17 protein-coding genes are annotated in these 22,219 nt (G+C 46.9%); 10 read left to right on the top strand and 7 right to left on the bottom strand.

From position 1 onward, the window contains the following. The first annotated feature begins 21 nt into the window (after positions 1–21). From VC82_RS07515 to VC82_RS07495, 5 genes are all read left to right on the top strand, one after another. Positions 22–753 carry a lysophospholipid acyltransferase family protein gene (locus tag VC82_RS07515; protein ID WP_045801828.1) on the top strand — a complete coding sequence of 244 codons (732 nt, stop codon included), beginning with the start codon at positions 22–24 and terminating at the stop codon, positions 751–753. After that, a complete protein-coding gene (locus VC82_RS07510) occupies positions 750–1,409 on the top strand; it encodes an HD domain-containing protein (protein WP_045801827.1) in 660 nt (219 codons plus the stop codon). The genes VC82_RS07515 and VC82_RS07510 overlap by 4 nt, the downstream gene beginning before the upstream one ends. A 111-nt stretch (positions 1,410–1,520) precedes the next feature. Next, entirely contained in the window at positions 1,521–2,945 is a 1,425-nt protein-coding gene (locus VC82_RS07505; RefSeq protein WP_045801826.1) for a Gfo/Idh/MocA family protein, read from the top strand. Between the two features lie 94 nt (positions 2,946–3,039). Continuing rightward, a complete protein-coding gene (locus VC82_RS07500; protein WP_045801825.1) occupies positions 3,040–3,777 on the top strand; it encodes a DUF2268 domain-containing putative Zn-dependent protease in 738 nt (245 codons plus the stop codon). Positions 3,778–3,866: 89 nt separating this feature from the next. Further along, positions 3,867–5,237: a pyridoxal phosphate-dependent decarboxylase family protein gene (locus tag VC82_RS07495; protein ID WP_045801824.1), complete on the top strand. Its 1,371-nt coding sequence runs from the start codon at positions 3,867–3,869 to the stop codon at positions 5,235–5,237. A gap of 75 nt (positions 5,238–5,312) precedes the next feature. On the opposite strand, the gene VC82_RS07490 is transcribed toward VC82_RS07495, so the two are convergent. The 7 genes from VC82_RS07490 to VC82_RS07460 form a co-directional block, all read right to left on the bottom strand. Continuing rightward, positions 5,313–6,386 carry a PA0069 family radical SAM protein gene (locus tag VC82_RS07490; protein WP_045801823.1) on the bottom strand — a complete coding sequence of 358 codons (1,074 nt, stop codon included), beginning with the start codon at positions 6,384–6,386 and terminating at the stop codon, positions 5,313–5,315. A gap of 72 nt (positions 6,387–6,458) precedes the next feature. Beyond that, positions 6,459–6,908: an META domain-containing protein gene (locus VC82_RS07485; protein WP_045801822.1), complete on the bottom strand. Its 450-nt coding sequence runs from the start codon at positions 6,906–6,908 to the stop codon at positions 6,459–6,461. Between the two features lie 19 nt (positions 6,909–6,927). Then, positions 6,928–8,478, bottom strand: a complete 1,551-nt coding sequence (locus tag VC82_RS07480) for a hypothetical protein (RefSeq protein WP_045801821.1) — start codon at positions 8,476–8,478, stop codon at positions 6,928–6,930. Positions 8,479–8,502: 24 nt separating this feature from the next. Next, positions 8,503–9,285: an enoyl-CoA hydratase/isomerase family protein gene (locus VC82_RS07475; protein ID WP_045801820.1), complete on the bottom strand. Its 783-nt coding sequence runs from the start codon at positions 9,283–9,285 to the stop codon at positions 8,503–8,505. 68 nt (positions 9,286–9,353) lie between these two features. Then, positions 9,354–10,763: a sensor histidine kinase gene (locus tag VC82_RS07470; protein WP_045803320.1), complete on the bottom strand. Its 1,410-nt coding sequence runs from the start codon at positions 10,761–10,763 to the stop codon at positions 9,354–9,356. 167 nt (positions 10,764–10,930) lie between these two features. After that, entirely contained in the window at positions 10,931–11,473 is a 543-nt protein-coding gene (locus tag VC82_RS07465; RefSeq protein ID WP_045801819.1) for a CopD family protein, read from the bottom strand. Between the two features lie 63 nt (positions 11,474–11,536). Further along, positions 11,537–14,677: a VPS10 domain-containing protein gene (locus VC82_RS07460; RefSeq protein WP_045801818.1), complete on the bottom strand. Its 3,141-nt coding sequence runs from the start codon at positions 14,675–14,677 to the stop codon at positions 11,537–11,539. A gap of 389 nt (positions 14,678–15,066) precedes the next feature. On the opposite strand from VC82_RS07460, the gene VC82_RS07455 reads away from it, so the two are divergent. The 5 genes from VC82_RS07455 (at position 15,067) to VC82_RS07435 (ending at position 22,218) form a co-directional block, all read left to right on the top strand. Further along, complete coding sequence (locus VC82_RS07455; protein ID WP_045801817.1) at positions 15,067–16,611, top strand: type I restriction-modification system subunit M; 1,545 nt, start codon at positions 15,067–15,069, stop codon at positions 16,609–16,611. A 24-nt stretch (positions 16,612–16,635) separates the two neighbouring features. Further along, complete coding sequence (locus tag VC82_RS07450; protein WP_045801816.1) at positions 16,636–17,013, top strand: GxxExxY protein; 378 nt, start codon at positions 16,636–16,638, stop codon at positions 17,011–17,013. 81 nt (positions 17,014–17,094) lie between these two features. Next, positions 17,095–18,396, top strand: coding sequence for a restriction endonuclease subunit S (locus tag VC82_RS07445; protein WP_170218314.1), 1,302 nt, complete (start codon positions 17,095–17,097; stop codon positions 18,394–18,396). Continuing rightward, the gene (locus tag VC82_RS07440) at positions 18,389–18,964 is read left to right on the top strand and encodes a transposase (protein ID WP_045801815.1); all 576 of its coding nucleotides are present in this window, start codon (positions 18,389–18,391) and stop codon (positions 18,962–18,964) included. The genes VC82_RS07445 and VC82_RS07440 overlap by 8 nt, the downstream gene beginning before the upstream one ends. Beyond that, positions 18,961–22,218, top strand: coding sequence for a type I restriction endonuclease subunit R (locus VC82_RS07435; protein ID WP_045801814.1), 3,258 nt, complete (start codon positions 18,961–18,963; stop codon positions 22,216–22,218). Before VC82_RS07440 ends, VC82_RS07435 begins: the two co-directional genes overlap by 4 nt. The last annotated feature ends 1 nt before the right edge of the window (position 22,219 follow it).

The raw sequence follows: 22,219 nt of genomic DNA, 5'->3' as shown, positions 1-22,219 counted from the left end.
GTGGTTTTTTATTTTTGAGGTATGCAAAAGTTGTTGTCGTATCCGTTGACCGTTGTTTATTTCCTTTTTTTTGGGGCCACCCTTGTTGTGTTCCACCCGTTACAGTGGTTTTGCCTGAACGTTCTCGGGTATCGGGCACACAAGCAAAGTGTATCCGTGCTAAACTGGTTCATCATGCGCTGCACCAATTTGTTGGGCACCCGTTACTCTTTCAACAACCCGCATGATATTCCCGTAAACACCCCTTTGATAATAGTTACCAACCACCAGAGTATGTACGACATACCCCCTATTATCTGGTACATGCGCCAACACCATCCCAAATTCGTGGCCAAAAAGGAGTTGGGCAAAGGCATCCCCAGCGTATCGTACAACCTTCGTCACGGTGGCTCTGCGCTTATCGACAGAAAGGATGGCCAGCAGGCCTTGTCAGAAATCGCCAAGCTGGGGCGCTATATAGAGCAATACAAGCGCAGCGCAGTGATATTTCCGGAGGGAACGCGTAGTCGTGATGGGCATCCGAAACCCTTTCGACCCATGGGACTGAAAACGCTGATGAAAAATGCGCCGTCGGCCTTGATCGTGCCCATCAGTATCAACAACTCGTGGAAAATGCTGCGATTCGGAAAATTTCCCATGGGATTGGGCGCCCATTTGACCTTTGATGTTCACAAACCCCTAGAAAATTCGGGCGACCCTGATAAATTGATTGCCGAAATAGAGGAAACCATCAAGAAAGGAATTCGAACATGAACGATGCCGAAATTATAGAGGAAACCATTGCATTTGTCAAAGAAACCCTAAAAGGTGCCGAAGGAGGGCACGACTGGTTTCATATACAACGGGTATTCAACAACACACTGCTGATTGCCAAAGACGAACAAGTCGATGTTTTGGTTGTAAGCCTAGCAGCCCTTTTGCATGATATTGCCGATGCCAAATTTCACAATGGCGATGAATCGGTAGGGCCAAGAGTGGCAAAAGAATTTCTAGAATCACTTGACATCGACAACGAAGTCATTTCGCATGTGGTCAACATCATCAAACATATTTCCTTTAAAAATAGCCTAAGCAAGAAAAAGAAGGCCTTTGACTCCAAAGAGCTACAAGTAGTTCAAGATGCCGATCGGTTAGACGCCATTGGTGCCATTGGCATAGCCCGTACCTTTAATTACGGTGGTTTCAAAGGGCGCGAACTCTATAACCCGGCGGTGGCGCCCCAAGTGGATATGACCAAGGAAGTCTATAAAAAGTCAAATGGCCCGACCATCAACCATTTCTATGAAAAATTGTTGCTGTTGAAAGATAAGATGAACACTGAGACCGGTAAGAAACTGGCAGCACAACGGCATCAGTTTATGCTCGATTATCTCGAGCAGTTCTACAAAGAATGGAACGGCCGACAATAGCTTAATCCTTTCAAACCGGTCGAAAAAATGTCGTGATGCGACACTGGTCGAAGGCCTGTTTTGCGGCGTGCATTTTTTTGTATCTTCAAAAGCCGAAAAAATCACAAAAAAATGCAACGAAGAAAATTCTTGAAAAACGCAGCAGCGGGTTCAGCCGCTTTTACCATTGTACCCAGTTTTGTAATGGGCAAAACCCATGTCCCCCCTAGTGACACCCTCTATGTTGGGGCCTTTGGGGTTGGGGGAAGAGGAAACGGTGTCATCCGAGGGCTGGCCGAAACGGGCAAAGTGAAGTTTGTGGCCTTTTGCGATGTAGACGACCGTCGGGCGGCACAGACCTACAAGGCTTTTCCTGATATAAAGCGCTACAGGGATTTTCGTGAGGTGTATCAAAAACACCTGAAAGACATAGATGCGGTAATGGTGGCCACGCCCGACCATACCCATGCGACCATTGCCCTGCCGTTTATGCGCGAGAAAAAGCATGCCTATGTCGAAAAACCTCTGACGCATAACATCTACGAGGCCAGATTGATGACCAAGGTGGCCAAAGAAAATGGCATTGTTACCCAAATGGGCAACCAAGGGGCCTCTAGCGACGATAGTAGAATTGCAAGAGAATGGGTAGAATCGGGCGTTATCGGAAAGGTACATACCATCGAATGCTGGACCAACAGACCTGTTTGGCCACAGGGCGTACCCGTGCCGGCCTCGAAAGACCCCATTCCAGAAGGGTTGGACTGGGATCTATGGTTGGGCCCAGCCGCCATGCGCGATTATAACAATGCCTATCTACCCTTTAAATGGCGAGGCTGGTGGGATTTTGGCACCGGTGCCCTGGGCGACATGGGCTGCCATATCATGGAAACGCCTTTCAGCGTGCTCGATCTGGGTTATCCTACCGAGGCCGAAGCCAGTTGTACCACCGTTTGGGTGGGTGATTTTGTAGAGGCCGACTACGGAGAATCCTGTCCTCCTTCCTCAAAAATCCATTTGAAGTTTGAGCATCCGCATCATGGCGATATTCAGTTGAACTGGTACGACGGTGGCCTAAAACCCGACTTGCCAGATGAGCTAAAAGATGGCGAGACCATTGGTGACGGCGGGGGTGGTACCATCATGTACGGTGAAAGGGGCACCCTTGTTTTCGATACCTATTCGCGAAATGCACGATTTTTGCCCTCTGAACTTAAAAATTTATATAAATCCCCAGAGCCCAAATACCCAAGGGTTCCCGGTGGTATGGGTGGCCATATTGCGAATTTTGTCGATGGCTGCCTGAAAGGTACCCCGACCTCATCGGACTTCTCGAAAGCCGGGCCCCTAACGGAAACCGTTTTGATGGGCAACCTGGCAGTAAAGGCGTATCAGTACAAAGAGTTGAAACCTGGCAAACGACCGGGCGATTGGGATCCATTCAATTACCCGGGCCGCCGCAAATTGAAGTGGGACGGCGAAAACATGCGCATTACCAACTATGATCAAGCAAATGATTGGGTGCGACGAGAATACCGTAAGGGTTGGGAGCTGACCTAATAACAAAAACCCTCTCGTAAGCTGCTCGGTTGTAAACGACCCATATAACTGTAACAGACCCACATTTTTTGGGTCTTTTGGTAAAATATTGGTCATGCTTAAGAGATTTTTTGTGCTGTTGCTTGCTGCCTGCCCACTATGCTTGCATTCGTGCAGTTCTTCAAGTGAGCTTTCAGATTGCAACCCTGTGGGCGGAAGAACGGACATCTGTCTGGTATTCGATAATGACCCGGCACTTGCGCAGCACAAGCCACTGATCCAAGAGCTTATTTCAGAGGCCTTTGGTCAGATCAATGCCAAAATGCCCATTGACAACTTGACCATTGAAATAGTGGCCAACGCCCAACAGACCATTCCTGAGATAGGGATTGGGGGATTTAATCCCAGCACAGAAAAAATCATTATCTACATAAATCCCAATTTTGCGAACCTCGTTGCCTCCATGGAAAAAGAGCTTGGCCCCCAATTGGCGCATGAAATACACCATGCCAAACGTAGACGCTCTGTCGGCTACGGAAATACATTGCTTCAGGCAATGGTCTCAGAAGGTCTGGCCGACCATTTCTCGATTGAGGTGTTTGGCATAGACCCTCCCCTTTGGTCGATCGCCCTAGAAGAAGCGGAGTTACAGCAATGGATCGCTACCGCCAGTGAAACTTGGAATGAAAGTGGCTACAACCACAGTACCTGGTTTTTTGGAACCACGTCTGAAGTGCCCCGCTGGGCAGGGTATTCCATAGGATTTGAGCTCGTTAAAAAATACCTGGAAGCAAACCCAACGGAAAGACCCTCAAATTTGCACGATGAGGTCGCCGCTTCTTTCGAACCCTAATACTATTTTAGTCCTCGATAAAACAATTTCGAAAAGCGCGCCATTATCACTTTCCACAAGATGTATCTTTGCTGGCAAATGCTAGCGACATGCACCAAATAGATATCGAACTGGTAGAAATGACCTTGGATGTCATGAAATATGTCATCAACCGAATTACCAATCTATCACCCGAACTGGGCAGCCCCAAAAAAGAGGAAGAACTGAAAAAATTGGTGGGCGAGACCATTACCCCTGAAGGCATTGGAAGTGAAAAGGCTTTCAAGCTGTTCAGGGATGTTTTGGTAAAGGCCACGGTACCCATAGACCACCCAAGGCACCTGGCCTTTGTGCCCGCGGCCCCTACCCGGGCCGCCATCATGTTCGATCTGGTCACCTCGGCCTCAAGCATCCACGGCGCCTATTGGATGGAAGGGGCCGGTGGCATTTTTTGTGAAAATGAGGCCATGAAATGGTTGGTATCGCTCACCGGCATGCCCGAACCTGCTTTTGGGGTATTTACAAGTGGTGGTACCGCGGCCAATCTATCGGCCATGGTCACGGCCCGCGAGCATTGGCGAAAGAACGTAGCGAACCTGAACGAAAAAGGACTGATACTTACCTCTATAGGGGCCCACTCGTCCATCAAAACCATGGCCAAGGTTATTGATGCCGATGTATTGCTGGTAGATACCGAAGACCTGATGACAGAAGCAATGCTGCGCGAAAAAATAAACGAGCTCGATGTACAACAGCGCAAGCGTCTCTTTGCCGTCGTGGCCACTGGTGGCACCACCAACGCTGGTATTATCGACGACCTTGATGGAATTGCCGATCTCTGCCATAAAGAAAAACTGTGGTTTCATGTAGACGCCGCCTACGGCGGTGGTGCCTTGGTCGCTGATTCTGCCAGACACCTGTTCAAGGGCATTGAAAAAGCCGATAGTGTCACCATTGACCCCCATAAATGGATGTTTTCACCCTATGACTGTGGCGCCATCATCTACAAAAATCCTGAGTTGGCAAAAGAAGCCCATTCGCAAGAAGGTTCTTACCTCGATATTTTCAAGGACGAAGGTGCCCAAGGCTTTAATCCCGCTGATTACCAGATCCAACTTACCCGAAGGCTACGGGGGATGCCCCTTTGGTTTTCATTGGCCATGCACGGCACCGACAAATACAAGTGGGCGGTCGAGCGGGGCATTGAACTCGCCCATATGGCCGGAAACCTTATCGCACGGCTGCCCCATGTTGAATTGGTGCGAGCGCCCAGTCTATCTTGTGTGCTCTTCAAAAGAAAGGGCTGGTCGCCCAATGAGTATAAGGAATGGACTTTCAAAAACCACCGAAAAGGGTTCGCCTTGGTCACCCCAACCCAATGGAAATCAGGAAGCAGTTATGAAACGGTGGCCCGTTTCTGCTTTATAAATCCCGATACCACAGAAGACGATATCAAGGCCATTTTAGATACCATGGCTTAGCTGTCCACACAATCAGATAAAAAGAAACAAACCGATTCTTTCCGAAGTCAAGGAGAGAAAAGAACTTTTGATTCTTTAAAACAACTTCATCTGCCTTGATTTGTACTGCTCGTGCAGATCGGTGCGCAACTTCGGAAATATTTTGTCTTGAAAATACCTTTGTTTGGCCAATCGTGCCATTTCATGGATCTGTTCGGCCACCTTTCCCTCACCTTTGCTGCGTATGCCGAAGCGGCTATCGTTGATGCTGCCGCCATGGCAATCTTGGATCAGGTGCAATACCTTTTCGGCACGATCGGGCATCGCCTTTCTGATCCAGTCTGTAAAAATTTGTCCAATGGCCCCGTTCAATCGAACCACCGTAAAAGCGAACGAACGTGCCCCGTGCTCCGATACCGTTTTGGCCAATTCCAACATCTCATGGCTGTTGATTCCCGGAATCATAGGGGCCAACATCGCATTTACGGGGATACCGTTTTCTGAAAGTATGCGAACGGTCTCCAACCGTTTTTTGATGGTGGTGGTTCGTGGTTCCAACAATCTTCGTGTTTCTTCTGAAAGGGAGGTAATGGAGACATTGACCCCTACCAAGCAATGTTCATTGAGTTGCTTGAGAATATCGAGGTCGCGCAAAACAAGGGCGTTTTTGGTGATAATGCCCACCGGATGCCGATATTTCAAAAAAACCTCCAGACATTTTCGGGTTATCCCAAATTTCTTTTCAGCAGATTGGTAGCAATCGGTATTGCCCGACATGACAATGGTGGCCGCTTTCCAACTTTTCTTTTTGAGAAGCTTTTCTAGCAGTTCGGGGGCCGTTTTCTTGACCAAAATCTTTCGTTCAAAATCGAGTCCGGCGCTGTACCCCCAATATTCGTGCGCATTGCGGGCATAGCAGTAGATGCAGCCATGTTCGCAGCCCTGATAGGGGTTCATGCTGTACATCATGCCCACGTCTGGGCTCGTTACTTTGTTGACAATGGTCTTCGGAAAGATGGGAGTGTACTGCGTTTTGTTGTTGTCGGCCACTTCCCCTTCAATACGGCAGAATTCGAGAAAATCTTCACGCATCTCGTACACATGCTGTAAGAAACGATTGGGCACGTTTTGCTGTGCCCCCCTGCCCTTGACAACCTTCTTAGATTTCAAAAAAATGGATTTATTCCAAATTTATGGAATAAATCCATTTAAGGTATTTTGACAGTGTTAAAAAAGCAGTTCTTATTGTTTTTCCAAAACTATTTCACCCGAGTTGCCAAAAATCAAAATCAAGTCTTGGCTTTCAAAACTGAAGCCAAATTGGGCATAGGTGGTATTGGGTACAATGGCCTCAGAAATCGCATCAAAGAACACACCTGCAAAAGGTGTGTCGGCTACCTCGGTAGTGGTGAACTCGGTCATGGTAAGCGTGGTGCCCTCGATTTCATACCGCCCTCCGAATGTGTTGGCAGATGTGCTTCCGGTAAAGGCACCGCCTTCTTCAAAAGTAATGATGATATCCTCATCATTGGGCGCCCTTTGGGTAAGTGTCCCGTCAGAGATCTTTACCTCTTCCACACGCCAGGATCCCGATACAGGGTTGGTTTCGGCATCATTTTCTGAATCACTACATGAAACGTTTGCGCAAACCACAATGGCACAGGCAAATAGGTTTTTAAGTGCTTTTTTCATGGGGCATGTTTTTGGGGTTCTATTTAAAGGCAACTTTGACCAGCTGCTTTTTATTGCCCCGCTTTGCATAAAAAACCACTTCATCATCGCGCTGATCTTTCAAAGGTTTTGATACCATCAAGGGCAATCGTGCTTCTTGGGCATCGATAATACGCTCATAATCCATCTTTCCATTTTCATCCAACGAAATCAAGAAAACGTTGCGGTTGCCGCTCAGGCCCTGCTTAAAGATCAAGCGTTCCCCATTGATCAGTTGGGGATTGTCGGCTGCGGTACAGATAAAGAAATAGGTCTTGCCTCCCTTATTGTAAGAAGTGTAGGAGGCGTAGGCCCCATCGCCCTGGGTCACCTCGGCCTTATTGATGTTTCGTGCCCAAACCATATTGCCTTCGGCATCCAATTTGACACTCACAATATCGTTATGGTGGTAACGGTCTACCTTGATGCGTTGGCCGGCACCGGTAGGGTGCATGCTATGGGTCACAAAATATTCCTCTGCGTTGAAGAGAATATGGTTGTCATCGGCAATATCGACCCCCTTGAACACCAAGTTCTTGATTTCTTTATCGTCTTCGCGCCCAAACTTGTCGAGCATGAACTGCTCGGTGAACGGACTGTACTTTTTGGCTACCAACTCGAGGGAGTACGGGGCCAGTTCAAAGTATGAAATACCATTGTACCGATTGTCTTTTCTATCGGCATAAAAACCTACACAGAATAATTTACCCTTGTGCAATATCGGGTACAGCGCTTCTGAATATTTGCCTGGGTCGTCAAAAGATTGTGTTTTGATACCTCCTTTGGACAACCGCACCATTTCGTACTGGAATTTGCGTTCATCGACCCTAAAACGCCTTTTCTTGAAATAGGCCTTGCCCGTAAGGTAGATTTCGCCAAGGTCTTTTGACGTGGCCATGTTCTCAAAGGCATAGTTCTTCTCTTCTATTTCGGAAGAAAAATCATACGTGGCCTTTTTGTTCAGGTCCGTATCGTAGAGGTGTATGGTATGCTTGTTTTGCTTACCCTTTTTGTGATGGGTGCTGATAACGAACCCTGTTTTGTCACTGTTGAACAAAACGGTCGTGGTAAAGCCACTATTGAAATTTCTGTTGTAGTAGTTCTTGCCCAAAGCCCCATTTACCGGTGGCGATTGGATCGAAAGCAATTTGGTGGGCTTAAAATCGAAATACGTAATGGGACTGGTATGTACCCAGTATTGGTACTGTTCCCGTTCGTAATCGTAGTCTAAGAACAGTAGGCTCAGACGGCCGTTCTTGTAAAAGCCGTCAACGAACTGCTTTCCCCGTAGTTTGTAGTTGTGTTCGGCGACCAGCTCAAGGTCTTTGTTGTAATGTTCGATAAAGTAGCCCTTCGGCTTCAAGATCAACCCTTGGTAGTAGGCCCTGACCAAGATATAGCCCCCCGAGCCGTCATCTTCCATAACGACCAAGTTTGAATAGCGATATCGATCATTCAGCTTTTCACCGAAATCATAGGTAACGGGCATTTTTTGGGCAACAATGCCAAGGCTTGCAAAGAACAAGCCTACCAATATTAGTTTGTAACGCATAATCACAGGTTTGGCGCACCTTGGTCACGAACCTTTGAACTGGGCTTTTCGCTTCTCAAGAAAGGCCGTGGTGCCCTCTTTGAAATCATCGGTTCCGAAGCATTCACCGAAAGCCCTTATCTCTTTATCATAACCATCGGTATCATAGCTATAACCCGCATTTACCGCTTTTATTGCCTGTTTTATGGCCGACGGAGAGTTGTTTGTGATCTTATCTGCCAATTTTCGACAAAGAGGCAACAATTCTTCCAACGGCACCACATAATTGACCAACCCAAATTCAAGTGCCTTGTCTGCCGAGATCATGGTGGCGGTCATGATCATTTCCATGGCGCGCCCCCGCCCTACCAATTGAGGTAGGCGCTGTGTCCCCCCATACCCGGGAATCAGCCCCAGTGACACCTCGGGCAGGCCCATCTTGGCGTTGAAGCTGGCCACCCTAAAGTGACAGGCCATGGCAAGTTCGAGTCCGCCCCCAAGGGCAAAACCATTTACCGCCGCTATCACCGGGGTCGTAAGGTTTTCAACAAAATCGAACAACAATTCTTGTCCCTTTGCGGCCAGTTGTCGGCCCTCTTTCACCGAAAAAGAAGCAAACTCGGCAATATCGGCCCCGGCCACAAAAGCTTTTTCACCGCTTCCGGTAACGATGATGGCACGAATATCTTGGTCTTTATCCAGTTCTTTAAAGGCCGTATGCAGTTCTTTGATCGTCTGTTTGTTCAACGCGTTGAGCTTTTTGGGCCGATCTATGGTGATCACCGCCACAGAACCTTCTTCTTCAATGTAGATGTTTTGGAAGTCCATCTGGGTTTAGGTTTTAGGGTTTAAAGCTAAAAAAACGTCAGCGTATTATCAACCATCAGCGCTTAACATTACACCTCTTTGGGGAACTTGACCGTGAAGACCGTACCCTTACCGAACTGAGAGGTAAATTCAATACTGCCCCCATAGTTCTCGACAATGTTCCTTACCATACCGAGGCCCAAGCCCATACCGCTCGACTTGGTGGTGAACTTGGGCTCGAACACCTTGTCTTTGAACTCGTCTGAAATGCCCACCCCATTGTCGGCAATCGAAATCTTGACCTTATCGCCCTCAGAGGCCACAGACACCAAAATTCTGGGGTTTTCAACCTCGGGCACTGCCTGGATCGCATTCTTTACCAAATTGGTGACCACACGAATCAGCTGTGTTCGATCCAGTTTGGCCACGATTTCTTCTTCATCGGCAATGAAATGGATGTAGGGTTCGTTAAAAATATCCAATGCCAATTTGACCACCTCAATAACGTTCAGCGTTTCTTTCTGTTGGGCGGGCATATCGGCAAAGTTTGAGAAGGCCGAGGCTATATTGCTCATGGTATCGATCTGCTGCACCAAGGTTTTGGCAAATTCTTTCACCTTGGCCTCCGCATTGGGGTCTTTGGGGTCGAATTTTCGTTCAAAACTCTGTACGCTCAACCGCATGGGGGTCAACGGATTCTTGATTTCATGCGCCACCTGCTTGGCCATCTCGCGCCATGCCTGTTCACGCTCGCTTCGGGCCAACTTCGCGGCACTTTTTTCAAGCTCATCGATCATTTCATTGTACGAACGGATCAGGGTCGAGATTTCCACACTGGGGTCTTCGATCAATATCTTTTCATTGCGCTTGGTCAAATCGGTCTGCATCAATTTATCCGATATCGTCTTCAGGGGGCGGGTTATATAAGTAGTTATGAAAAAGGCCAGTAGAATGGCCGCCACCAACATCAGCACATATACGCCGCCCAAGCGCATCAAAAACTCGCGGAGCTCCATGTTGTTGAACGAGTTGTCCTCAAAATAGGGCAGGTTCATAATGCCTATGGGCTTGAACTTAAGGTCGTGTATGTAGGTGTACGAGGCCTGGTAATTGTCGCCAGCCGTCGATTTTTCTTCCACATAACGCTTATCGGGGCTATCGCGCAGGTTGTTCAACACCTCGGCATCCAAGCAATTGGAGATGGAGTCAAGCTCAAAGGTCCGTTTAGAGCTTTTGATCAGGTTGCCCTCAAGGTCATAGATGTTGAAGTTTACGTTCTGCACATCGGCTATCTTGAATATCTCGGTTCTGAAGATATGGCCAAGATTTTCGGTGGTCACCGGATAGGTGGTCTCTTTCAACACGTAGTTGATGCTCTGTAAAATTTGTTCTTCCTTGCGCTCTAAACGGTTTTGGTGGTAGTCTTTTGACTGTTCGCGGTACTGGTAGATCGTTACCCCGGCTATCAATACAGATGCGATCACCACCAATAAGATCATGGTGATGAAAATTCGGGTGCGCAGTGAACGTTTTCTTAGCAAGAGATTAAAAGTTTATCCCGAAAATAGCAATAATCACGCCAAGGACTTGAAATTTTCAAGTTCCAAGCACCAAATTCCATCCCACATATTGGATTTTAAAATTTGCGATGTGAATTTTGATGCTTTCAAGCGTTCGGATTTTTATCTCGGATGCGCTTGTACAACCGTATGCCCAACATCAAAAAAATGCCGAGCGCCACTATTCCCATCACACCATAGATCCAGTTGAAGGCATTTTTGAGGATGACCAAAAAAGTTACGGCGAAGAGCACCAAGGTGGCCAACTCGTTCCAAACACGCATGAAATGTGACGTATATTTTACCTCATCTCGCTGTAATTGCTTGAACATTTGGTGGCATTTAAAATGGTATACAAACAGCAGCACCACAAATACCAGTTTTACCTGCATCCAAGGCTGCTGGAGCCATTGGGGCATCAAGTGCAAAAGCCAAAGCGCGAAAAGGGTACAGAGCACCGCCGATGGCCAAGTGATGATGTACCACAGCCGTTTGGTCATCAGCTTCAGTTGTTTCGTGAGGATTTCCCTTTCGGGGGAAGGTTTTTCACTGGCCTCGATATGGTAGATGAACAACCTCGGAATATAGAAAAGCCCTGCAAACCATGTGACCACGAAAATCAGGTGCAGGGCTTTTATATAAGGGTACATGGTCTCGGGTTTAAGGTTTCTGGTTCAAAGTTAAAACTATAAACCTGAAACCCGGAAACCATTTTAATCTTCAACCGACAAATAACTCAATCCCAATGCATTGAACTCATTGTTAAAAGCTTTCATCTCATCATCGACCAACTTTTCAAACGTTGCCAGTTCTGCGTTGATCTTGTTGGTGAGTTCGTTCTTGACTGCCACATCTTGATCGGTGGGCGGAAAATCATCCAGCCCGACCAAGCTGTTCAAATGTGCCAACTTGTTGGTCAACCGGATCGGAAAATTCAAGGGATCTTGGTTACTGCGGTTCTTGGTCTGGTACAATGCCTTCTCGATTTCACCAAAATCTTCCTTCATTTTTTTGGCCTTTTCTACCAATTCTTTCGTCTTGTCATGATCTTTGTACTGTTTCACAAAGGCATCGAGCTTCTCGTTGATCTTTCTGATTTTTTTGATGCTCTGGTGCGCCTTATCGACCGTTTCGTTGATGCTGGTGATAAAGTCGTACTGCTTCTGCATATCGGCGACTGTTGCCTCGGCCCGTGGATCGGGCAGAATCTTGAAGCGTTCCGTTTGTGATTCACCGTTCACGTTCAACGATACCTGGTACTCACCGGGTACGGCCTTGGCCCCGTTCAAATTGGCCCACCAGAGAATCATGCCCTTCAAGCGTTCGGCCCCCTTGCCACGTGTATCCCATACATGGGTGTTGCCACCTTTTACTACCTTCAGTTTTTTGTCTTTGTCCTTTGAATAGGTGCTGTAAGTGGCCAAGGTATCACCCTTCATATTGAAATAGGTTAGCGCCACACTATCTTTTTCCTTATCAAAATCCTTTAGGTAGAAATGGGTGATGACCCCGTTCGGATGATTCTGCCCTGCGGTTTTCGAGGGTTCTTTCAAGGCCCTCCCCTTGGTACGGTACGAATCTTTAGGGGCAAAAAGCTTTGCCTTGGCACCCCTGTCGGAGGTCTCCAATTGGTGCAACACGGTCAGGTCGTCAATGATCCAAAGGCTACGCCCTTGGGTGGCCACTACCAGATTATTGTCTTTCACCGCCAAATCGGTAATGGGAACGATGGGCAGGTTCAGTTGAAACTTTTCCCAGTTTCTTCCATCATCAAAAGAGATGTACATGCCCGTTTCGGTACCTGCATAGAGCAATCCCTTGCGTTTGGGGTCCTCACGCAATACCCTTGTAAAATGCTCGTCTTCGATGCCGTTGGTGATCTTTGCCCATGTTTGGCCGTAGTCGGTGGTTTTATAGAGATAGGGTGCAAAATCGCCCAGTTTGTAGCGGGTGCCCGCCACGTAGCAGGTACCCTCGTCAAAGGCCGAGGGTTCAATGCTGTTGATCATCATCCACTCGGGCATTCCGGTGGGGGTAACATTTTCCCAGGTCTGGCCGCCGTCTTTGGTGACATGGATCAGCCCATCGTCACTGCCTACCCAAAGCAGGCCCTCTTTCAACGGACTCTCGTTGGCCGCAAAAATGGTGCAGTAGTATTCCACACCCGTGTTGTCTTGGGTAATAGGACCGCCACTGCTGACCAGTTTATCGGGATCGTTGCGGGTCAGGTCGCCACTCAGTAATTCCCAACTCTGCCCCTCGTTGGTGCTAAGGTGCACATGGTTGCTAAAGGTGTAGAGCTTTTTGGGGTCGTGCTTGCTAAAAATAATGGGGAAGTTCCACTGAAAGCGGTATTTCATACCTTCGGCCCCGTACCCCATAGGATTGTCGGGCCAGACATTGATACCTCGAACCGTATTGCGGTCGTGGTTCACCCGGGTCAAAAAGCCCCCATAGCTGCCACCATAGACAATATCATTGTTGGTCGGATCAATGGCAATATGGGCGCTCTCGCCCCCGGCGGTGGGCTCCCAATCGTCTTCATCGATGGTGGCCCCATCGCTACGGTGCTTGATCCGCACAGTGGAATTATCTTGTTGTGCTGCATAGATACGGTATGGAAAGGCATTATCGGTGGTCACCCGATAAAACTGTGCCGTGGGTTGGTTGTAGTAGGTGCTCCAGGTGGTGCCCCCATCATAGCTTACCTGTGCCCCGCCATCGTCGCCAATGATCATGCGTTGGCTGTTCTCAGGGGCAATCCACAAATCGTGGTGGTCGCCATGGGGCGCATTGAAGGTATTGAAGGTCTTGCCCCCATCGGTACTTTTGTGGTAGCGCACGTTGAGCACGTACACGATATCCTCATCTTCCGTATCGGCATAGACACGGGTGTAGTACCAGGCCCGTTGCCGTAATTTGCGCTCATCGTTGACCTGTGTCCATTTTTTGCCGCCATCCTCTGAGCGGTAGAGTCCGCCTTTTTCCTTATGTTCAACAATGGCCCACACGCGGTCGGAATTCACCGGCGATACAGTCACTCCGATAATGCCAAGGGTACCTTCAGGGAAACCCTCGTTTTTGGATATTTCCGTCCATGTTTCGCCACTATCGGTGCTTTTCCAAAGGGCCGAACCCTCGCCCCCACTGCTGAGGCTGTAGGGCGTTCGCTGCACCCTCCAAGTACTTGCATAGAGAATACGGGGATTGTTCGGGTCAAAGGTCAGGTCGACCGCCCCTGCCATATCGTTCACAAAGAGAATTTGCTCCCATGTTTGGCCCCCATCGGTGGTCTTGTAGACGCCCCGCTCTTTAGTGGGTTTGTAGATGTTGCCCATCACGGCTGCATAGACCGTGTTGTAATCGGTGGGGTGCACGCGTAGGCGCGGTACATGGCGGCTCTTTTCAAGTCCGGCAGATTGCCAGGTCTTGCCTGCATCGACGGTCTTCCAAATGCCGTACCCGCTGGACACGTTGCCACGAACGGTCTTTTCGCCCCCGCCCACATAGATGACATTGGGGTCGCTTTTGGCCACCTCAACGGCTCCGATACTGCCACCAAAATATCCATCGGAGATATTGGCCCAGGTACGGCCGCCATCAGTGGTCTTCCATACGCCACCGCCCGTGGCCCCAAAATAGAAGAGATTGGGCTCGCCCGGCACCCCCGTAACGGCCGCTGAACGGCCACCCCGAAAGGGCCCGACCAACCGGTACTCAAGGCTCGAGTACAGTTCTTGTGGAATGGCAGACGATGTCTGGCTTGTTTTTTTGCGTCGTTGCGCTTCTGAAGTAACCGTAAAAAAAGTCAAGGCGAGCAGCAACAGCCCGGCTTTGGAAAGCAGTGTTCTCATTGAAAGGTGTTCTTTTGAATTAGTCAATCTTAAAAGTAAGGAAAAAACCTCTATGTCACTTCGAGTGTTCCGAACCTGTTTCGGGATGTATCGAGAAGCGCCCCCCGCCCCCCACCCCGAAGGTTCTCGAGCTGCCTGCCGGCAGGCAGGTACGATTTTACTCCGTAAAATCACTCGAACTGACGATGTGGACAACAACAAAGCACTTGACCAAAATCACCAAACGTCATTTCGAACCTCACGCAGTGAATGTGAGAAATCTCATTGCCAATACCGATTGGCCCACATTGACTAAAACGAAAAATTTTCTTTTTGTACTATTTATCTTATAAAAAGGATTGTTATTTTGGTGCAAACATTAACTATTCCCCATCATTTTTAATTCAAAAATGGCGAAGAACAAAACAATCACCGAAGAACCATTGGAAAAACAACTTTGGAAAGCAGCCGATAAGCTGAGAAAAAACATTGATGCTGCTGAGTACAAGCATGTAGTACTCGGGCTCATCTTCCTAAAGTACATCTCCGATGCGTTTGAGGAGCTCTACGAAAAACTACAAGCCGGTGAAGGCGAGTATGCAGGGGCAGATCCAGAGGACAAAGACGAATACAAAGCCGAGAATGTGTTCTTCGTGCCCGAAAAAGCCCGTTGGTCCTACCTGCTCTCGCAAGCCAAACAACCTACCATCGGTAAATCGGTAGATGAAGCCATGGACTTCATTGAAAAGGAAAACGTTTCGCTGAAAGGTGTTTTGCCCAAAGTGTATGCCCGGCAAAACCTTGACCCGACCAGCTTAGGCGAATTGATTGACCTCATCAGCAACATTGCCCTGGGGGATGCCAAAGCCCGAAGTGCGGATATTCTCGGTCATGTGTTTGAATATTTCCTGGGTGAATTTTCTCTGGCAGAAGGCAAAAAAGGCGGACAATTCTACACGCCCCGCAGCGTAGTTGAACTCTTGGTTGAAATGCTCGAACCCTACAAAGGCCGAGTATTTGACCCGTGCTGTGGTTCTGGTGGAATGTTCGTACAGTCTGAAAAGTTTGTACTGGAACACCGGGGAAAGATCAACGACATCTCCATTTACGGACAGGAGAGCAACCAGACCACCTGGCGACTGGCAAAAATGAACCTGGCCATTAGAGGCATTGACAGCTCACAGGTGAAATGGAACAACGAAGGCTCGTTTTTGAATGATGCCCACCCCGACCTCAAAGCCGATTACATCATTGCCAACCCTCCCTTCAATGTGAGCGACTGGAGCGGTGAACTGCTTCGAAACGATGGCCGATGGAAATACGGCACACCACCTGCAGGAAATGCCAACTACGCTTGGATACAACACTTCCTCTACCACCTGGCCCCCAGCGGACAAGCAGGTTTTGTGCTGGCCAAAGGAGCTTTGACTTCCAAAAGTGGCGGTGAAGGCGAAATCCGAAAAGCACTGGTAGAAGCCGATTTGATTGACTGCATTGTAAACCTGCCTGCCAAGTTGTTTCTGAATACCCAAATTCCAGCTTCGTTGTGGTTTATGAGCCGTAACCGAAGCAATGGAAAGTTCCGAAACCGCACAGGTGAAATTCTTTTTATTGATGCCCGCAACTTGGGGCATTTGATTAATCGCAGAACCCGAGAGCTTTCAAAGGAAGACATTAAGACCATTTCAGACACTTACCACAACTGGCGAAACACCGATAGCAACTATGAAGATGTAAAAGGCTTCTACGCCTCCGTGCCCAAAGAACGAGTAGCCGAATTGGACTATGTACTCACCCCCGGCCGCTATGTGGGCTTGCCCGAAGAAGAAGATGACTTTGACTTTGCCGAACGCTTTACCAAACTGAAAACCGAGTTTGAAGCACAACTCAAGGAAGAAGCAGAGTTGAATGAGCGGATAAAGGAAAACCTGCAAAAAGTCAGAATCACGGATTAGAAGGATTAAAGGATAGCACAGATTATGGGTGAATTAAAATACAAAGACATAACGGAAAAAATTATTGGGGCGGCTTTTGATGTGCACTCATTTTTGGGGAATGGTTTTCAGGAAGTGATTTATCAGCGGGCATTGGCTTGGGAAATGCAGCAACGGAATTTGGAATTTGCCCGAGAAATAGAACAAGAGATTTACTACAAAGACTTACCTGAACCTATTGGGACTCGCAGAGCCGATTTTGTGGTAGAAAGCAAGGTTTTAGTCGAGCTAAAAGCGATTATCCAGCTAGAAGATGTCCACCTCGCTCAGGTATTGAATTATTTGAAAGCGTACAAATTAGAAGTTGGACTTCTTATCAACTTTGGGAGCAAGTCATTAACTTTTAAAAGATTGGTACTATGAGCAATCAAGAAAATCCGTGTCATCTGGGCAATCAGAGAAAATCCGTGATCCAGACAATTAACCTCCAAAAAATGAAAAATGATGAGTGAGTGGAAGGAAGTTATATCAGGTGAAGTTTTGGACTTGATAAGTGGATATGCTTTTAAGTCTAAGGACTTCAAGGAAGTTCCAGATGAGGATGATTTGCCTGTTATTAAAATCAAGAATGTAGCAAATGGTGACGTCAACTTTGAAGGTGTCGTTTATCATCAAGTTTCTGAAAAGCTAGAAAAATACACTTTAGAAAAGGGAGATATTCTTATTGCAATGACTGGAAATCATCCACATGCAATGACACAAGTGGTAGGTGATGTTTCTCGCTATAAATTGGCAGAAAAGGCTTTACTAAATCAACGTGTAGGAAAGTTAGTAACTAAAGATGATAATTGCCTTGATTTTTTCTACTACTACTTTAAAGATGAGGATAATCGAAACTATTTAGCCAATCAATCTTCAGGAAGTGCTAATCAAGCCAATATATCAAAGGGAGATATTCTAGGAATACCAATGACTATTCCAGAACCTGAAGAACAACGCGCCATCGCCTCCGTCCTTTCCAGCTTAGACGACAAAATAGACCTCCTCCACCGCCAAAACCAAACCCTGGAGCAAATGGCGGAGACACTCTTTCGGCAGTGGTTCCTGCCTGCCGGCAGGCACGGTGTGGAGGAGGCCGATGAGGGGTGGGAGGAAAAATCGCTGTCTGAATATTTTCACTTACTAGGAGGATTTGCATTTAAGTCAAAGGATTACATAGATGTAGGTAAATACAAGGTCATTACGATTAAAGGAGTGCAGGATGGTTACTTAGATTCTAATTCTGCAGCTCGCTTAGACACCCTGCCCGAAAAGATTAAACCTTACCAAATTTTGACAATAGGTGATATTCTAATGTCACTTACTGGTAATGTTGGCAGAGTTTGTCTTGTAGATGAAGAAAATTGCTTACTAAACCAAAGAGTTGCGAAAATTGAACCCATTAATAAGGAGTGGAAGCCATTTGCCTACTTCTACTTCAGGCAAAGAGAAATGATTGAACGATTGACATACTTATCCAAGGGAAGTGCTCAACTTAACCTTAGCCCTGTAGAGACTCTTGCTCAGACTGAGCGATTTCCAGATGACATGTTAATCAATAACTATTGTGAAGTAGTAAATCCTATTCTGTTTAAAATAATGAAGAACAAAACCCAAATCCGTACCCTCACCGCCCTGCGGGACACGCTGCTACCGAAGTTGATGAGCGGGGAGGTGCGGGTGGATATCGATAATGGAGAGACGCAAGATTTTGCGTCTCCACAGGACATGCCGTCTCCACAGGATATTAAAACAACCCATGGATAAATACAAAAATAAATACCGCATTGCATCTGCCCGTGCCCCGTTTTGGGATTATGGGTGGAATGCGGCCTATTTTGTAACCATTTGTACCCAAAATCGGGAATGTTGGTTTGGGGAAATATCTAATGGGGTGATGGAATTATCGGATATCGGGCACATCGCCCATTCCTGTTGGCATGAAATCCCAAATCATTTTACGTTTGTGGAATTGGGGGCGCACATCATTATGCCCAATCATGTGCATGGTATTATTATAATCAATAAAATTGATGACGGGCGTAATGACGACCATTATGTTGCACGCAATGTAGAGACGCAAAATATTGCGTCTCTACAAAACCAAACACCCCCAAAAAATCAATTCGGCCCCCAAACCAAAAATTTGGCATCCATTATCCGGGGTTATAAAATTGGTGTAACCAAAAATTCCCGGCAAATCGATCCCGATTTCGCCTGGCAATCGCGGTATCATGACCATATTATCCGCAATGCAAAATCCTATCAAACCATATCCGAATACATTATTAACAATCCATCGAAATGGTCCGAGGATAAATTTTATACCACATGACCCGTATCACCGAAAACAGCATAGAAGATTTTGCCATCAAATTGTTGGAGCATTTGGGCTATGAATACATTTACGGCCCAAGCATTGCCCCCGATGCAGAGGATAGCGCCTTGAGCGGAGTCGAAAGGCGCACTTCCTTCGAAGAGGTCTTGCTCACCCAACGCCTGACAGAGGCCGTGCGAAGAATCAATCCCACCGTGCCGCCTGCTGCGCAGGAAGAAGCCATCAAAGAGATTCAGCGTATCCACTCGCCCGAGTTATTGACCAACAATGAAACCTTTCATCGCTTTTTGACCGAAGGCATCAAGGTCAGTTATCAAAAAGACGGACAGCAAAGAGGTGATCTGGTATGGCTGATCGACTTCAACACACCCGAAAACAACGACTTTATAGTTGCCAATCAGTTTACGGTGGTAGAAGATGGCGTCAACAAACGCCCTGATGTTATTCTCTTTGTCAATGGTATTCCCTTAGTGGTTATCGAACTTAAAAATGCAGCGGATGAAAACGCTACCATCAAATCCGCTTTTCGTCAGATAGAAACCTACAAAGCAGTCATTCCAAGTCTGTTTACTTACAATGCGTTTACGATTATTTCTGACGGATTGGAAGCCAGAGCAGGCACCATATCGGCCGGTTACAGCCGATTCATGAAATGGAAAACTTCTGATGGAAAAACTGAAGCATCGGGCCTGGTACCTGAGCTTGATACCTTGATAAAAGGCATGCTCAATAAAGCAACCTTGCTGGATTTGGTGCGACACTTTATTGTTTTTGAGAAAAGCAGTAGGCAGGAGAATCACGGTAATCAAGAAATCGGGCAAATCAAGGTTCAGACAATTAAAAAATTAGCCGCCTACCATCAATATTATGCCGTTAACCGAGCGGTGGAATCTGCTATGCGAGCCACAGGTTATACGGTAGAAAAAGAGACACCAACCAGTATGGTGATGGAATCGCCAGAAAGCTATGGTGTGGCAGGTGTAAAATCACAGCCCAAAGGCGACCGAAAAGGTGGTGTGGTTTGGCATACCCAAGGAAGCGGCAAATCACTTTCCATGGTGTTCTTCACGGGTAAAATCGTATTGGCTTTGGACAATCCCACTGTTGTGGTCATCACCGACCGCAACGATTTGGACGACCAACTCTTTGACACTTTTGCGGCTTCTACCCAACTCTTGCGCCAGGAGCCGAAACAAGTCGAAAGCCGGCAAGACCTCAAAGAAAAACTGAAAGTGGCTTCTGGTGGTGTGATTTTTACTACCATTCAAAAATTCTCGCCCGAAGAAGGCAATGTGTATGAAACGCTTTCTGAACGAGAAAATATTGTGGTGATTGCCGATGAAGCCCACCGAACCCAATACGGTTTCAAAGCCAAAACAGTAGATGACAAAGACGAACATGGCAATGTGATTGGTAAGAAAACCGTGTATGGCTTTGCAAAGTACATGCGTGATGCTTTGCCCAACGCCACCTATATTGGTTTTACAGGAACGCCTATTGAAAGCACCGATGTAAACACACCTGCCGTTTTCGGAAACTACATTGATGTGTATGACATTGCCCAAGCGGTAGAAGATGGGGCAACCGTTCGCATATACTACGAAAGTCGATTAGCAAAAGTGAACCTGAGCGAAGAAGGCAAAAAGCTGGTTGAGGAACTGGATGATGAGTTGGACGGAGAAGAACTCACCGAAACCCAAAAAGCCAAAGCCAAATGGACACAGTTGGAAGCCTTAATCGGCAGTGAAAACCGAATCAAGAATGTAGCCAACGACATCATTCAGCATTTTGGTCAACGCCAAGAAGTTTTTGAAGGCAAAGGGATGATTGTGGCCATGTCCAGAAGGATTGCTGCTGACCTGTATGAGGAAATCATCAAACTAAAACCCGAATGGCATTCAGACGATTTGGACAAAGGCGTAATTAAAGTGGTGATGACTTCATCCTCTTCGGATGGACCAAAAATCGCTAAGCATCACACTACCAAGCAGCAGAGAAGAATCCTTGCCGACCGCATGAAAGACCCGGACGATGAATTGAAACTGGTGATTGTTCGGGATATGTGGCTAACTGGATTTGATGCACCAAGTATGCATACGCTTTACATCGACAAACCGATGAAAGGCCATAATCTGATGCAAGCCATTGCAAGGGTAAACCGAGTGTACAAAGACAAGCCGGGTGGTTTGGTAGTCGATTATTTGGGTATTGCTTCCGATTTGAAAAAAGCACTATCGTTTTATTCAGATGCAGGAGGTAAAGGTGACCCAACCATTGCGCAGGAACAAGCCGTGGAATTGATGCTGGAAAAACTGGAGGTTGTGGCTCAAATGTTTAATGGTTTCCCTTACGAAGATTATTTTGAGGCGGATACAAGCAAAAAACTTTCCATGATTCTAGCAGCCGAAGAACATATTCTCGGACTGGAGGACGGAAAGAAACGATACATCAATGAAGTAACGGCTTTATCAAAAGCCTTTGCCATTGCCGTTCCGCACGAGCAAGCCATGGACGTGAAAGATGAAGTTTCATTTTTTCAAGCCGTTAAAGCACGATTGGCCAAGTTTGACAGTACAGGTTCAGGCAGAACCGATGAAGAAATTGAAACGACCATTCGTCAGGTCATAGACCAAGCATTGGTTTCTGAACAAGTAATTGATGTCTTTGATGCTGCGGGCATCAAAAAACCGGACATTTCCATCCTTTCCGAAGAATTTTTATTGGAACTGAAGGGAATGAAACACAAAAATGTCGCTCTGGAAGTATTGAAAAAATTGCTCAATGATGAGATAAAAGCCGTCTCCAAAAGAAATTTAGTGGAGGGAAAATCACTAAAAGACATGCTGGAGAATTCCATTCGAAAATATCACAACAAGATTTTGACTGCTGCCGAAGTGATGGAAGAACTGATCAATTTGAGCAAGGAAGTGGTCAATGTAAAGGAAGGTCCAAAAAAAATGGGTCTTTCCGATTTTGAGTATGCATTTTATAGAGCGGTTGCCAACAATGAAAGTGCCAAAGAACTAATGCAGCAAGATAAATTGCGGGAATTGGCTGTTATATTGACAGAGAGGGTGCGAAAAAATGCCTCCATTGATTGGACAATCAAGGAGAGTGTTCGAGCAAAATTGAAAGTTATTATCAAACGTACATTGAGACAATATGGCTATCCACCTGACATGCAAAAATTGGCGACAGAAACAGTTTTAAAACAAGCGGAAATGATTGCAAAAGAATTAACGAACAACTAAT

The organism is Flagellimonas lutaonensis, assembly GCF_000963865.1.
Taxonomy (GTDB): domain Bacteria; phylum Bacteroidota; class Bacteroidia; order Flavobacteriales; family Flavobacteriaceae; genus Flagellimonas_A; species Flagellimonas_A lutaonensis.
Note: the sequence above shows the minus strand (reverse complement) of the source record. Positions and strands in the feature narration are given on the sequence as shown.